The organism is Achromobacter sp. B7 (assembly GCF_003600685.1).
GTDB lineage: Bacteria > Pseudomonadota > Gammaproteobacteria > Burkholderiales > Burkholderiaceae_B > Achromobacter > Achromobacter spanius_B.
Genome location: NZ_CP032084.1, coordinates 4,397,476 through 4,410,173, shown reverse-complemented (window position 1 = coordinate 4,410,173; position 12,698 = coordinate 4,397,476). Strand labels below are relative to the sequence as shown.

Here is a 12,698-nt window from a genome sequence, read left to right as displayed (position 1 = left end):
GCGCCCGATGCATTTTCAAAGTGCTTTCCTGGCGGGTTTCGAATGTTCATGCCACCGCTTTCCCGACGGACGCCAGCTGGATCTGCTGGCGTCCACCGGCCACGCCCAATGGGCCGAGTCGGACTATGCCCACGCCGTGTCGCTGGGGCTGCGCACCGCGCGCGACGGCGTGCGCTGGCACCTGGTCAACCCGGCGCCCTATGCCTACGACTGGTCCAGCGTGCTGCCCATGTTGCGGGCGGCGCGCGCGACCGGCATGCAGGTCATCTGGGATTTATGCCACTTTGGCTGGCCCCAGTGGATCGACATCTGGTCCAGCCGCTTTCCCGAGGCGTTTGCGCGCTATGCCGCCGCCGTCGCGCGCCTGATCGCACAAGAGTCGGAGCTGCCGACCTGGTTTTGCCCGATCAACGAGATTTCGTACTGGAGCTGGGCAGGCGGCGACATGGCGCACTTCAGCCCATGCGGCACCGGGCGGGGAGGCGAGCTTAAGCGGCAGCTGGTGCGGGCCTTTGTGCAGGCGGCCGACGCCATTCGCGAGATCGATCCCGGCGCGCGTTTTTTGGCCGCCGAGCCGATGATTGCGGTGCATCCGTGGCAACCCGGTGACGACGGCCCGGCCGCCGCCGCCAACGCCTCGCAGTTCGAAGCGGTGGACATGATCACCGGCCGCACGCAGCCGGAATTGGGCGGTGACGAGCGCTACCTGGATATCGTGGGCGTCAATTACTACCCGCACAACCAGTGGCTGCATTGCGGCCCGCAGTTGCGCCATGACGACCCGCGCTACCGGCCGCTGGGGGAGTTGCTGGCAGAGCAGGCGCAGCGCCATGGCCGTCCGATCCTGATCGCAGAGACGGGCGCGGAAGGCGCGGCGCGCGCGCCGTGGCTGCGCTACGTGGCGGACCAGGCGCTGCTCGCGCGCGGCGCGGGAGTGGATGTGGCGGGCATCTGCCTGTACCCGGTCACGGACTACCCCGGGTGGGAAGACAACCGCTACTGTTCGACCGGCTTGCTCAGCGCGCCGTCGGACACAGGCCAACGCGCGGTCTACGCGCCGTTGGAAGTCGAGCTGCGTAAACAGGCAGCGCGCTTTGGTGATGGCCCGGCCGGCTTGCTGGACGCGCCGCGCGCCGTTGCACTAGGGGGTTGAACCATGTCGTCGGATCAACAAGCATTGCCCACCCGACCGTTGGCGTTTATCTGGCGCTACGTTGCCCAGCGGCGGCTGGCGTTCGGGTTGCTGGCCTTCGTGGTGGTGTTGGCCGGCACGTGCTCGGTCGCCGTGCAGTACGCCATGAAGCTGATCGTGGACGCCATGGCCGGCGGGCAGGCGTCGGCCGGTGATGTGTGGTGGCCGCTGGGCGTGTTCCTGGCGCTGATCGCCGTCGAAGCGGCGTTGTGGCGCAGTGGCGGCTGGCTGGGCTGCCGCAACATCGTGGCGGCCTGCGCGGCCTTGCGGGTGGAACTGTTCGAACACCTGAGCCACCACTCCACGCGCTACTTCCGCCAGCACCATTCCGGCGCGCTGGCCAACCGCATCACCGCCACCGCCACGGCGGCGGGCGCGATCTATGGCGCGGCGGTGTGGAGCATCATTCCGCCCTGCGTGGACTTCATCGGCGCCATTGTGGTGTTGTCGACGGTGGACTGGCGCATGGCTACCGCCTTGCTGTGCTTCGTGATCGTGTTGGGCGCGGTCATCATCGCCTTTGGCGCCCGGGGGCGTGGCCTGCACCAGCACTATGGCGAACAGGCGGCCCACGTCGGCGGCGAAATCGTCGACGCCATTTCGAACATCTGGGCGGTGCAGGCGTTTTCGGCCCAGGCGCGTGAGCGCGCGCGGCTGGAGCGGGCGCTGGGCGAAGAAGCCCGCGCGCAACGCCGCAGCTGGATGTACGTGGAAAAGGCCCGCGTGATCCATGATGCCTGCCTGTGGCTGGCGGCCAGCGCCATGCTGTTCTGGGTGCTGCATTCCTGGCAACGCGGCAACGCCACGCCGGGCGATGTGGTGGTGGTCAGCGCGCTGACCTTTCGCATCCTGCATGGGTCGCGCGACCTGGCGCTGGCGTTGGTCGGCACCGCGCAGCAGTTTGGCGTCATCGGCGAAATGCTGCGCGTGGTGGCGCGTCCGCCCGCCGTGCCCGACCTGCCCGGGGCGCGACCGCTGCGCCCGGAATCCGCATCCATCGTGTTCGACAACGTGCACTACACCTACCCAGGCGGCAATCGCGCGGTGCGGGGCGTGTCCTTGACGATACCGGCCGGGCAGAAGGTCGGCTTGGTGGGCGCCTCCGGCGCGGGCAAGTCCACGCTGCTGTCCTTGCTGCAACGGGCCGACGAACCGGACGGCGGCAGCATCTTGATCGGCGGGCAACCCATTCGCCACGCCACGCTGGAAAGCCTGAAGGACGCGATCTCGGTGGTGCCGCAAGACATCAGCCTGTTCCGCCGCAGCGTGATGGAGAACATCCGCTATGGCCGTCCGGATGCGTCCGAGGAAGAGGTGCTGCAAGCGGCCGCGCAGGCGCATTGCGCCGAGTTCATCAGCAAGATGCCGCAGGGCTATGACACCGTGGTGGGCGAACGCGGCGCGATGTTGTCCGGCGGCGAACGCCAGCGCATCGGTATTGCGCGCGCATTTTTAAAAAATGCACCCATTCTCTTGCTCGACGAAGCCACCTCGGCGCTGGACAGCCATTCCGAAATGCTGATCCAGCGCGCGCTGGCGGAACTGATGCGCAGCCGCACGGTGGTGGCCGCCGCGCACCGCCTGTCTTCGTTGGCGCGCTACGACCGCATCGTGGTGCTGGAAAACGGCGCGGTCGTTGAAGACGGCACGCTGGATGAACTGCTGCGCGCGCGTGGGCCGTTCCGCGCGCTGTGGGACCTGCAAGCCAGCCGCAAGGGCGCGATGCCGCATGATGACGGGGCGGTGGAATCGCTGGACGATGCGCGCGCCGCGCGCGAAGGCCAGCTCAAGCAGGCGTAGGCGGTTTCGGCATGGCGGTTGCGAGGGTCGCGGCAGCCGGGCCATTAGGGGAACGGCGTCAAAGGAGATAAACCATGTTTGCTCACAACAAACGATTGCAGTACACCGTCCGCGTCTCGCAGACCAATCCCGGTCTGGCGAACCTGCTGCTGGAACAATTTGGCGGGCCGCAAGGAGAACTGGCGGCGGCGTGTAGATATTTCACTCAGGCCATCGCCGAAGACGATCCTGGCCGCAAAGACATGCTGCTGGACATCGCCACCGAAGAACTGAGCCATCTGGAAGTGATCGGGACCATGGTGGCCATGCTGAACAAGGGCGCCAAGGGCGCGCTGGCCGAAGCCACCGAATCCGAGGCCGAGATCTACCGGCGCTTGAACGGGCCGGGCAACGATTCGCACGTGACGCAAGTGCTGTACGGCGGCGGGCCGGCGCTGACCAACTCGGGCGGCCAGCTGTGGAATGCGGGCTATATCGACACCATCGGCGATCCGTCCGCCGACCTGCGCTCGAACATCGCCGCCGAAGCCCGCGCCAAGATCATCTACGAACGCTTGATCAACGCCACGGACGACCCCGGCGTCAAGGAAGCCCTGGGCTTTTTGATGACGCGCGAAGTCGCGCACCAGCGGTCCTTTGAAAAGGCGCTGTATTCCATGGAGCCCAATTTCCCGCCCGGAAAGCTGCCGGGCGATCCGCGCTTTGCCAACGTGTACTTCAACATGTCGCAGGGCGAAGGCGATATGCGCGGCTCGTGGAACAGCGACGAAAACTTTACCTACGTGACGGCCCGCGAAGAGCAGCGCGCCATCGATGGCGACGGCATGGCCAGCGTTGGGCTGACGGAAGAAGAAACGCTGGCGCTGCAAGCCATGGTGGCGCGCACCGCGTCGGACCCCTCGGCGGACCCGGAGACGGGCGCGGAGCTGGGTCAGGGGCCGGGCGCCAGCGACAAATTGACCTGATGCCACGGGCGCTCTGGCAACCCGGATCGCGGGCACGATTTTTGCTCAATTCCGGCACCCCGTTCCGGGTTGTCATCACAGTGAGAGCCAAGCCATGCTTCCCATTCGAAAAGCGGTATTTCCCGTTGCCGGCCTGGGCACGCGTTTCCTTCCGGCCACCAAGGCCATGCCCAAGGAAATGCTCCCCATCGTTGACCGGCCCCTGATCCAATATGCCGTCGAGGAGGCCGTGGCGGCGGGCATTACCGAATTGATCTTCGTCACCGGCCGCAACAAGCGCGCCATTGAAGACCACTTTGACCGCATGCCTGAATTGGAACGCGACCTGGAGTTGAAAAACAAGGTGGCGTTGCTGGACAGCGTGCGCAACGTGATTCCCGATTCCGTCAAATGCGTCTACACGCGTCAGCCCGCCGCGCTGGGGCTGGGCCACGCCGTGATGTGCGCGGCGGCCATCGTGGGCGACGAGCCGTTCGCGGTGCTGCTGGCCGACGACATGATCGACGCTGACACGCCGGTGATCGGCGAGATGATGAAAGTGGCGCGCGAGTTCGAAGGCAGCGTGCTGGCGGTGCAACACGTGCCGCGCAGCCAGACCAATCAGTACGGCATCGTGTCCGGCAAGCCGGCCTCGCAAAGCGTCGTGCAGGTGTCCGGCATCGTGGAAAAGCCCAAGCCCGAAGACGCGCCCAGCGAGCTCGCGGTGGTGGGCCGCTACATTCTTGAGCCCCAGATCTTTGACGCGCTCAAGGCCACGCAGCCGGGCGTGGGCGGCGAAATTCAATTGACCGACGCCATCGCGTCGCTGTTGCAGGATCGCAAGGTGTACGGCTACGAGTACGACGGCGTGCGCTACGACTGCGGCAGCAAGGAAGGGTTCTACCGCGCCACGATGGAAATCGGGCGCAAGTACCACGGCATGGTGGGGTGATGGGCTGGGGCGGGGCTAAGAGGCTGCCCCGCGGCCCCTTGGCCCCGCGCGGGGCCTGGAAGTCCTAAGCCGCCGCCGAGGGGTGCCCGTTGCCGTTGGGGGCGTCGTTGCCGCTGCCCCGATCGTCCGTGCCGGGCGCTGGCGGCGCGGCGGCCGGCAAGCGCTTGTGCGCGGTCGCGTCGTATTGCTTCAGGATCGTCTCGCGCGCATCGTCGCGTACCGGCCGGCCTTCCAGGAAATCATCGATCTCGTCGTACGAGACGCCCAGCGCCACCTCGTCCGGCAGGCCCGGCCGCAGCGATTCCAGGTCGGCCGTGGGGGCCTTGGTGATGAGCTTGGCGGGTGCACCCAGCACCACGCCCAGCGCGCGCACGCGCCGCTTGGTCAGACCGCGTAGCGGCAGCAGGTCGGCCGCGCCATCGCCGTGCTTGGTAAAAAAACCCATCAGCGCTTCCGCCGCCTGGTCGGTGCCGATGACCAGGCAGTCCAGCGCGCCGGCAATCGCGTATTGCGCCACCATGCGTTGACGCGCCTTGATGTTGCCAGCGACGAAGTCTTCCGCTGCCTCGTCGGTGAATACCAATCCCGCTGCTTCCAGCGCGTCACGCTGGGCGTTTACCGCCGGCTTGATATCGACCTGCATGACGTGGTCCGCGCGAATGAAGTCCAGCGCGCGCGTGGCATCCTCTTCGTCGTGCTGTTCGCCGTACGGCAAACGCACCGCCACGAAGAATGCGCGGCGTCCCTTCAGCCGCAGCCGCTCGGTGGCCAACTGCGCCATTCTTCCCGCCACCGTCGAATCCACGCCGCCGCTGATGCCCAGCACATAGCCGGATTTTCCGGTGTCTGACAAATAATTTTCCAGGAATGCGATCCGGCTTTCGAGCTCGCGGGCCGAGTCGAAGCCTTGTTGGACGCCGAGTTCACACGCAATGGCAGCTTGGCGATCTTGCGTGTTGGTATTCCGAGCCATGATCAGGTCTCCCTCCACAGTTGCGAATGCGGCGGACCGGCGTCCGCCATGTGCACCTGAGGGGCGGTAGCAAGTACCGAACCCGGCCCCGGATAGTCGGGGGAAAGCGGCTGGCGTCAGTGCATTACCGGCGTGTCGCGCACGACGGCGGGCGGTTGGGAACGGCCCAGCCAACTTTCCACTTCCATCTTCCAGCCGGCTTCCCAGGCGGCGACCTTGGCGCGCCATTCGGAGATGGGCTCGCCGGTGTGGCCGGGCATTTGTTGCGCCCGCAGGTAGGGGCAATCGAACAGGCTCCACCCGTTCCGGGCGGCCTGTGCACCCTGATTTTGGATGTCTTTTTCCATCTCGGAACCTTGATGTTTGTGTGAGCGCCGAGTATGAGCGCAGACCCTGACAGCTGCAATAGTGTGACAGCACTAGACGGCATAGCGTGGCGGGACCCCCGGGGTCCGGCTTGGGCACGCTACGTGCTGGACAACGCATGCCAGGCATCGCCGCCGTTCGGGCGGATCGGAGCTGAAATGAAAACGCCAAACCCTACTCAGCCGTTTTCGGACGAAGCTCAAGCACACGCTGCGCGCAAGTCCACTTCCGGCCGTGGGCCGTGGCGGCAGTTCGCAACCTTTATCGGAGCGCTTGTGGCGATCTTGCTCGTGGTATGGGCGGTAGCGATCTGGCTGCGATAGCGGCCGTTCCTTCTTTGAGGTGAGCCTTATGGAAGTCACCAATGAATGGCTGCTGCGATGGCAAACCGCGGGCGGCGGCTATAACCAAAAGCAGCTGGCGCTGCTGGGCGTGCCGTGGCCGCCCAAGCGGGGGTGGAAGCACGACGTGCTGGATACCGAAATTCCCGACGACGTGGCGCGGGCGTTTCAGGTGCTGGCGGGCCACCGGAGTTCCGGGCAAGGGCAGGCCGGCGCCTGAAGCGCGCCGCGTTCCCCCTTAGCCGCCGTCGCGCAGATGGCGCACGATGTCCAGCAGGTTGTCCAGCGACACCGGCTTGCTGATGTGCGCGGAATAGCCGGCTTGCAGCGCCTCGTTCATGTCTTCCTTCGAACCAAAGCCGGTCAGTGCGATGGCCGGCACCGCGCTGTCCGGATGCTTTTCGCGAATGGCGCGGATCAGCTCATACCCGTCCATGTCGGCCATGCCGATATCGGAGAGCAGCAGGTCGAACGGCGCATTCGCGAATGCTTCCAGCGCCTCGCGGCCACTGCCCACCGCGGTGACGCAGGCCTCTTCCATTTCGAGCAGCTCGCGCATGATGTGAAGAATATCCTCGGAGTCATCCACGATCAGCACCTTCAACCCTTTGAGGGGACTCTCGCCGGGTAGCGGCAGCTGCACTTCCTGTTGCTGTGTGTTGGCCAGCGCCATGCGCACGGTGAAGCGCGCGCCACGCCCATTGCCATCCGAATGCGCCTGGATGGTGCCGCCGTGGGCCTTGACCAGTTCGCTGGCCACCGCCAGGCCAATACCCAGGCCGGGGCTGGCCAGATTGCGCTGGCGCAGATCCGCCTGGCTGAACATGTCGAACACCTTGCCCAGGAACTGGGCGTCGATGCCCTGGCCGTTATCGATGACATCCAGCCGCAAGCGTTCGTCTTCCACGTCCAGCTTCAGCGTGACGGTGCCGCCCGGCGGGGTGAACTTGATGCCGTTGTTCAGCAGGTTCCAGATGATCTGCTCCACGCGCAGCGGATCGGCGTTCAGATGGATGGCGCGGTTGGGGTCGAACTCGCCGCGCAGCGTCAGGCCTGCCGTGCTGGCCACGGGGCCCAGCACTTCAAGAATGTTGGTGGCTATCGCGGTGATATCGAATATCGATTGGTTCAGGCCCAGCTTGCCCGTGCGCACGCGGGAAAGGTCGAGCAGGTCGTCGATGATGCGCGCTTGCCCTTTGACCGACCGCTGGATCAGGTCTGCCGAGCGGGCCGCTGCCGGGGAATTGCGCACCGCCGGCGTGCGCGCCAGCAATTCCGCGTTCAGCTGGATCAGGTTCAGCGGATGCTTCAGCTCGTGCGACACCATGGCGAAGAATTCGTCCTTCAGCACGTTGTCGGCGCGCGCGCGGTCCAGGCGCGACTCTTGTTCGGCATCGCGCAGCTTCAGTTCCGTCACGTCGCGCACGATCTTCGCAAAGCCCTGATAGTGCGGGTCGTCCATGCGGTTGACGCCGCCCGTGCAGAAGATCAGGCCGCCGTCCTTGCGCCGGTGCCAGCGTTCGTCGGGCGCATAGCCGATATGCCGGGCGCGTTCCAGCTCTTTCTGTGGTCGGCCGGCTTCGTTGTCGGCGTCGGTAAAGATGATGGAGAACGACTTGCCGATGGCCTCTGAGCGGCTGTAGCCGAACATGGTCTCGGCGCCCACGTTCCAGTTGGTGATGATGCCGTCGTTGTCCAGCGTCAGGATGCCGAAGTCGCGCGCGCTTTCCGTCATCAGCTTCAGATGCGCTTCACCCAGCCGCACGCGGTCTTCGGCCTGGCGGCGGTCGGTGATGTCGATGAAGGTCAGCACCGCGCCTTCGATGCGGTGTTCGGCGCTGCGGTAGGGCAGCAGCCTGGCCAGATACCAACGGCCGGCATCGCTGCACACTTCGCGTTCCACGGCGCGCAGGGATTCAAACACGCCTGCCGCGTCGCGCGCCATGTCGGGGTAGTCCAGCCGATGCGTGATGTCCAGCAGCGAGCGGCCCGCGTCGCTGTTGATGACGTTGAACACGTCGGTAGCGCGTGGCGTGAACCACTGGATGTGCATTTTGCGGTCGACGAACAACGTGGCGATGTCGGTGGACGCAATCAGGTTTTGCAAGTCGTCGTTGATCTTGGCCGTCTCGTCCACCTTGGACTTCAGTTCGGCGTTGACCGTGATGAGCTCTTCGTTGACCGACTGCAACTCTTCCTTGCCCGTTTCAAGCTCTTCAGTGGCCGAGCGCAGCTCTTCGTTGATGGCTTGCAACTCTTCGTTGGACGCCTTCAATTCTTCGGTGGAGGTCTCGGATTGTTCGATAGTGGATTGCAGCTGGTCCTTCGTGCCTTGCAGCTCGGCCTCCAGCTGCGTCAGCACGGCCGAGGCGCCGACGATGGGCGCGATGGCTTCGGGGCTCATCACGTCTTCCACTTCGTCAAACAGCACCAGCATGTAGTCGTTGGACGTTTCTTCGTGGCGAAACGGCCGCACCACCATGTTGACGTAGGCCTGGCGGTCTCCGATCTTCATCTTTACGCGGCGCGCCTCGACGCTTTTGCGCGTGTGCAGCGCCTGGAACATTGCCGTGCGCAGTTCGGTGCGCAGTTCCGGATAGACCAGGGACGGCAGGTTGCGCGACGGTTCGCCGCCGCCATGGCGCAAGAACCTGCCGGCCCGCTCCGACATGTGCACGATGTCGCTTTCGGCGTCCACGATGACACTGGGCGGCGCGTACATCTCCAGCGCGCGCTGGTGGACATCGGCGTACGACACCTTGTTGTGGCGGTTGCGCGTCAAGGGCGCGGCGGCGGTGCTGGGGCGTTCGAACGCGTGGGCGGCCGGCAACGCCGGCACGTTGCGCAGCTTCGCGGGCGTTTCCTTGGCCACGTAGATACGGTTGCGCTTGTCCACCACCTGGAACAGTCGGGGGCAGGCATCGGCCGATTCCGAGCTGCCCAGGAACAGGTATCCCCCGGGCTTGAGCGCAAAGTGGAACATGCGCAGCACGTCTTGCTGCACCTCGCGGTCCAGGTAGATCAGCAGGTTGCGGCAGCTGACCAGGTCCAGCTTGGAAAACGGCGGGTCGCGCAGCACGTTGTGCACGGCGAACAGCACGCGTTCGCGCACTTCTTTCTTGATGCGGTATTCGTGTTCCAGCCGGGTGAAATAGCCTTGCAGCAGGCTGGACGGCACGTCCGCTTCGATTGCCATGGAATAGGCGCCCGCGCGGCCGGTGGCCAAAGAGGCCTCGTCGATGTCGGTGGCGAATAGCTGGATCTTCTGGCTGTAGTTGAGCGCGTCGGCGCGCGCGCTGAGCAGGATCGCCAGCGAATACGCCTCTTCGCCGGTCGAGCAGCCCGCGACCCAGACCCGCATGGGACTGCCGGGATTTTTCTGGTGGCGCTCGAACAGCTTGGCCAGCACGAAATTATCCAGCGACGTAAAAGCTTCTTTGTCGCGAAAAAATTGCGTCACGCCAATCAGCATGTCCGATAGCAACAGCGGCGTTTCTTCCACGCGGTCTTGCAGCAGCTTGCCGTATGCGGTCAAGGTGGACACGCCGGTCACCTGCATGCGGCGTTCGATGCGCCGCAGGACCGTCGCGGTCTTGTAATGGCGAAAATCGTGACCGGTGCGGGCGCGCAGCAGCGTCAGGATGTCGCGCAACGCGTTGCGGTCTTCTTTGTCGGGATCGGCTTCGTGCACCGCGTCGGCCGCCGATCCGGTGGCCTGGGACAGCCGCGGGATATGGATGGCCGCCATGTTGTCGGCAATCTGCTTGAGCCGCTCGGGCATGGCCGCCACCGGCAAAATGATGTCCACCATGCCGGTCGCGATGGCGCTGCGCGGCATGGCGTCGTGTTCGGCGTCTTCGGGCTGCTGCGCGAACGTGACGCCGCCCTGTTCCTTGATGCGCGCCAGGCCCACCGACCCGTCCGACCCGCCGCCCGTCAACACGATGCCGACCGCGCGCGTGGTGTGCACGTCGGCCAGCGTGCGGAAGAATTCGTCGATGGCGACGCGCGTGCCTTGCGGTTGGCTGGCGGGCGACACGCTTAAATAGCCGTCGTTCATCGCCAGCATCGAGGCCGGCGGGATGACGTAGACGTGGTTGCTCTGGATGCGCTGCGGGTGGGTCACCTGCACGACCGGCATGCGGGTCGTGGCTTGCAAGATCTTGTCCAGCACGCTTTCGTGGTCGGGCGACAAATGCACGATCACCACGTAAGCCATGTTGGATTCGTCGCGGGTGTTCGAAAAGAAATCCTGTAGCGCTTCGATGCCCCCCGCCGAGGCGCCGAGGCCCACAACAGGAAAGTGCAAATCGCTGATGGCAAGACCCGGCTTGTTGACCGGCGCTGAAGGAACGTTGGACATGGGGGGGAGGGCTCGCGATGGGCTGCGTTGCCTGGGATGATACAGCCGGACAAGGCAGTCGGGGGGCCTGTGTCGGGTACGTGACTTGCTGCATGGCGGGCAGATTCCATTCCGGTCAGACACCCCTCATGCCAGACGCTTTCTCTTGCACCCCAGCGGCGCGCGACCCCGGCCGATGCGCCGGGTCGCTGGTCGTCATTTCTCCGCACCTGGACGACGCGGTATTCAGCTGCGGGAGCCTGCTTGCCCGGTGTCCGGGCAGCACGGTCGTCACCGTATTCACCGGCGTGCCGCCAGACCCGGGCGTGCTGACGGACTGGGACCGCGCCTGCGGATTCGCCAGCGCCGGCGAATCGCTGCGCGCGCGCCATGAAGAAAACCGCCGCGCCCTGGGCATGCTGCGTTGCGAGGGCCGTTCGCTGGACCTGCTGGATTGCCAATATATCGACTGCCCGGATGCGGGCATGCCCCGGCTGACCGAGGCGCTGCTCAGCACGGTGCACGAGCTGGCGCCGGACGCGGTGGCGATACCGCTGGGCCTGTTCCATGGCGATCACATCCGGGTCAGCGACGCGGCGCTGCTGACCTGGGAAACCTGGCCCGGCATGTCATGGTTCCTGTATGAAGACGCGCCGTATCGCGCCCAGCCGGGCACCGTGCAGCAGCGGCTGGTCCAGTTGCACGCGCGCGGGCTGATGCTGACGCCAGCCAGTTTCGCGGGCGATCCCGCCGACAAGGCAGACGCCATTGCCGCCTACGCCAGTCAGATCAAGGGGTTCAACGGCCTGCCCGAAGACCTGTCCCGGCCCGAGCGCTATTGGCGCCTGTCCAGCAAAGGGGACTGCCCGTGAGCGAAGAGCGCGTATCCATTGTGGTGCTGACCCACAACCGCTGGCGCGAACTGCGGCGCACGCTTGAACGGCTGGATGCGTTTTGCCGGGGCTACCCCGTCATCGTGGTGGACAACGGGTCCACCGACGGGACGGCCGATCATTTACAGCAGGAATTTCCGGCGGTGCTGCTGGTGCGCGTGGGCAAGAACCTGGGCGCGGCGGGGCGCAATCACGGTGTGGCTCAAGTCACCACGCCCTACGTCGCTTTCTGCGATGACGACACCTGCTGGGCGCCCGGGGCGCTGGAACGCGCGGCCGATCTGCTGGACGCGCATGCCGAGATTGCCGTGCTGAACGCCCGCATCCTGGTCGGGGCGGACGCGCGACTGGACCCCGCTTGCGCGGCCATGGCGCAAAGTCCCTTGCCGGCGTTGGCCGGCATCGGCCCCGAGCTGGTCGGCTTCATGGCGGGGGCGAACGTGATGCGCACCCGCTCGTTCATGGACGCAGGCGGCTACTGGGAACCGTTTTTCATCGGCGGCGAAGAAACCTTGTTAAGCCTGGACATCATGGCTGACGGGGGCCGCATCGTTTACGCGCCCGACCTGGAAACCTACCACTGGCCGTCCAAGTCGCGCGATGCGCCGTTGCGTCGCCGGATGCTGGCGCGCAACGCCTTGTGGACCGCGTGGCTGCGGCTGCCGGCGGGCATGGCGGCCCGGCGCAGCCTGGCCGTGCTGCGTGATCTGCCCGGCTGGCCCGAGCGCCTGCGCGCCTGCCGCGACGCGCTGGCCGGATGGGAGTTGATCCGCGAGCACCGTCGCCGCCTGGACCCAGCCACCTGCGAAAAGCTCAACACCGTCTGGCAGACGGAAGCCGCAGGGTGACGCGGGGCGGTTCATCATTCCCATTGCAACCCACCGCGTCCGCCGCG

10 protein-coding genes are annotated in these 12,698 nt (G+C 65.7%); 7 read left to right on the top strand and 3 right to left on the bottom strand.

Annotation, left to right across the window (positions count from 1 at the left end):
* Positions 1-7: 7 nt before the first annotated feature.
* The 4 genes from DVB37_RS19860 (at position 8) to galU (ending at position 4,888) form a co-directional block, all read left to right on the top strand.
* The gene (locus DVB37_RS19860; protein ID WP_120156541.1) at positions 8-1,153 is read left to right on the top strand and encodes a beta-glucosidase; all 1,146 of its coding nucleotides are present in this window, start codon (positions 8-10) and stop codon (positions 1,151-1,153) included.
* 3 nt (positions 1,154-1,156) lie between these two features.
* Positions 1,157-2,992, top strand: a complete 1,836-nt coding sequence (locus tag DVB37_RS19855) for an ABC transporter ATP-binding protein (protein WP_120156540.1) — start codon at positions 1,157-1,159, stop codon at positions 2,990-2,992.
* 74 nt (positions 2,993-3,066) lie between these two features.
* Positions 3,067-3,957 (top strand): manganese catalase family protein, encoded by an 891-nt coding sequence (locus DVB37_RS19850; RefSeq protein WP_104144158.1) that lies wholly within the window; start codon positions 3,067-3,069, stop codon positions 3,955-3,957.
* Between the two features lie 94 nt (positions 3,958-4,051).
* Entirely contained in the window at positions 4,052-4,888 is an 837-nt protein-coding gene (gene galU, locus DVB37_RS19845; protein WP_046807134.1) for a UTP--glucose-1-phosphate uridylyltransferase GalU, read from the top strand.
* Positions 4,889-4,952: 64 nt separating this feature from the next.
* Here galU and nadE read toward each other — a convergent pair whose 3' ends face one another.
* Positions 4,953-5,861 (bottom strand): ammonia-dependent NAD(+) synthetase, encoded by a 909-nt coding sequence (gene nadE / locus DVB37_RS19840; RefSeq protein WP_120156539.1) that lies wholly within the window; start codon positions 5,859-5,861, stop codon positions 4,953-4,955.
* Positions 5,862-5,977: 116 nt separating this feature from the next.
* Positions 5,978-6,208 carry a CrpP-related protein gene (locus DVB37_RS19835; protein WP_104144156.1) on the bottom strand — a complete coding sequence of 77 codons (231 nt, stop codon included), beginning with the start codon at positions 6,206-6,208 and terminating at the stop codon, positions 5,978-5,980.
* A 370-nt stretch (positions 6,209-6,578) separates the two neighbouring features.
* On the opposite strand from DVB37_RS19835, the gene DVB37_RS19830 reads away from it, so the two are divergent.
* Entirely contained in the window at positions 6,579-6,788 is a 210-nt protein-coding gene (locus DVB37_RS19830) for a hypothetical protein (protein WP_046807136.1), read from the top strand.
* Between the two features lie 18 nt (positions 6,789-6,806).
* On the opposite strand, the gene DVB37_RS19825 is transcribed toward DVB37_RS19830, so the two are convergent.
* The gene (locus DVB37_RS19825) at positions 6,807-10,931 is read right to left on the bottom strand and encodes a CheR family methyltransferase (protein WP_104144155.1); all 4,125 of its coding nucleotides are present in this window, start codon (positions 10,929-10,931) and stop codon (positions 6,807-6,809) included.
* Between the two features lie 128 nt (positions 10,932-11,059).
* On the opposite strand from DVB37_RS19825, the gene DVB37_RS19820 reads away from it, so the two are divergent.
* Both DVB37_RS19820 and DVB37_RS19815 read left to right on the top strand, forming a co-directional pair.
* The gene (locus DVB37_RS19820) at positions 11,060-11,782 is read left to right on the top strand and encodes a PIG-L deacetylase family protein (RefSeq protein WP_162941249.1); all 723 of its coding nucleotides are present in this window, start codon (positions 11,060-11,062) and stop codon (positions 11,780-11,782) included.
* Entirely contained in the window at positions 11,779-12,651 is an 873-nt protein-coding gene (locus tag DVB37_RS19815; protein WP_104144153.1) for a glycosyltransferase family 2 protein, read from the top strand. Before DVB37_RS19820 ends, DVB37_RS19815 begins: the two co-directional genes overlap by 4 nt.
* Positions 12,652-12,698 lie beyond the last annotated feature (47 nt).

What these genes read in the sequence shown, in the direction of transcription:
- DVB37_RS19820 (WP_162941249.1), top strand. Translation starts at nt 11,060, where the DNA reads ATGCCAGACGCTTTCTCTTGCACCCCAGCGGCGCGCGACCCCGGCCGA.
- DVB37_RS19850 (WP_104144158.1), top strand. Translation starts at nt 3,067, where the DNA reads ATGTTTGCTCACAACAAACGATTGCAGTACACCGTCCGCGTCTCGCAG.
- nadE (WP_120156539.1), bottom strand. Translation starts at nt 5,861, where the DNA reads ATGGCTCGGAATACCAACACGCAAGATCGCCAAGCTGCCATTGCGTGT.
- DVB37_RS19825 (WP_104144155.1), bottom strand. Translation starts at nt 10,931, where the DNA reads ATGTCCAACGTTCCTTCAGCGCCGGTCAACAAGCCGGGTCTTGCCATC.
- DVB37_RS19835 (WP_104144156.1), bottom strand. Translation starts at nt 6,208, where the DNA reads ATGGAAAAAGACATCCAAAATCAGGGTGCACAGGCCGCCCGGAACGGG.
- DVB37_RS19855 (WP_120156540.1), top strand. Translation starts at nt 1,157, where the DNA reads ATGTCGTCGGATCAACAAGCATTGCCCACCCGACCGTTGGCGTTTATC.
- galU (WP_046807134.1), top strand. Translation starts at nt 4,052, where the DNA reads ATGCTTCCCATTCGAAAAGCGGTATTTCCCGTTGCCGGCCTGGGCACG.
- DVB37_RS19860 (WP_120156541.1), top strand. Translation starts at nt 8, where the DNA reads ATGCATTTTCAAAGTGCTTTCCTGGCGGGTTTCGAATGTTCATGCCAC.
- DVB37_RS19830 (WP_046807136.1), top strand. Translation starts at nt 6,579, where the DNA reads ATGGAAGTCACCAATGAATGGCTGCTGCGATGGCAAACCGCGGGCGGC.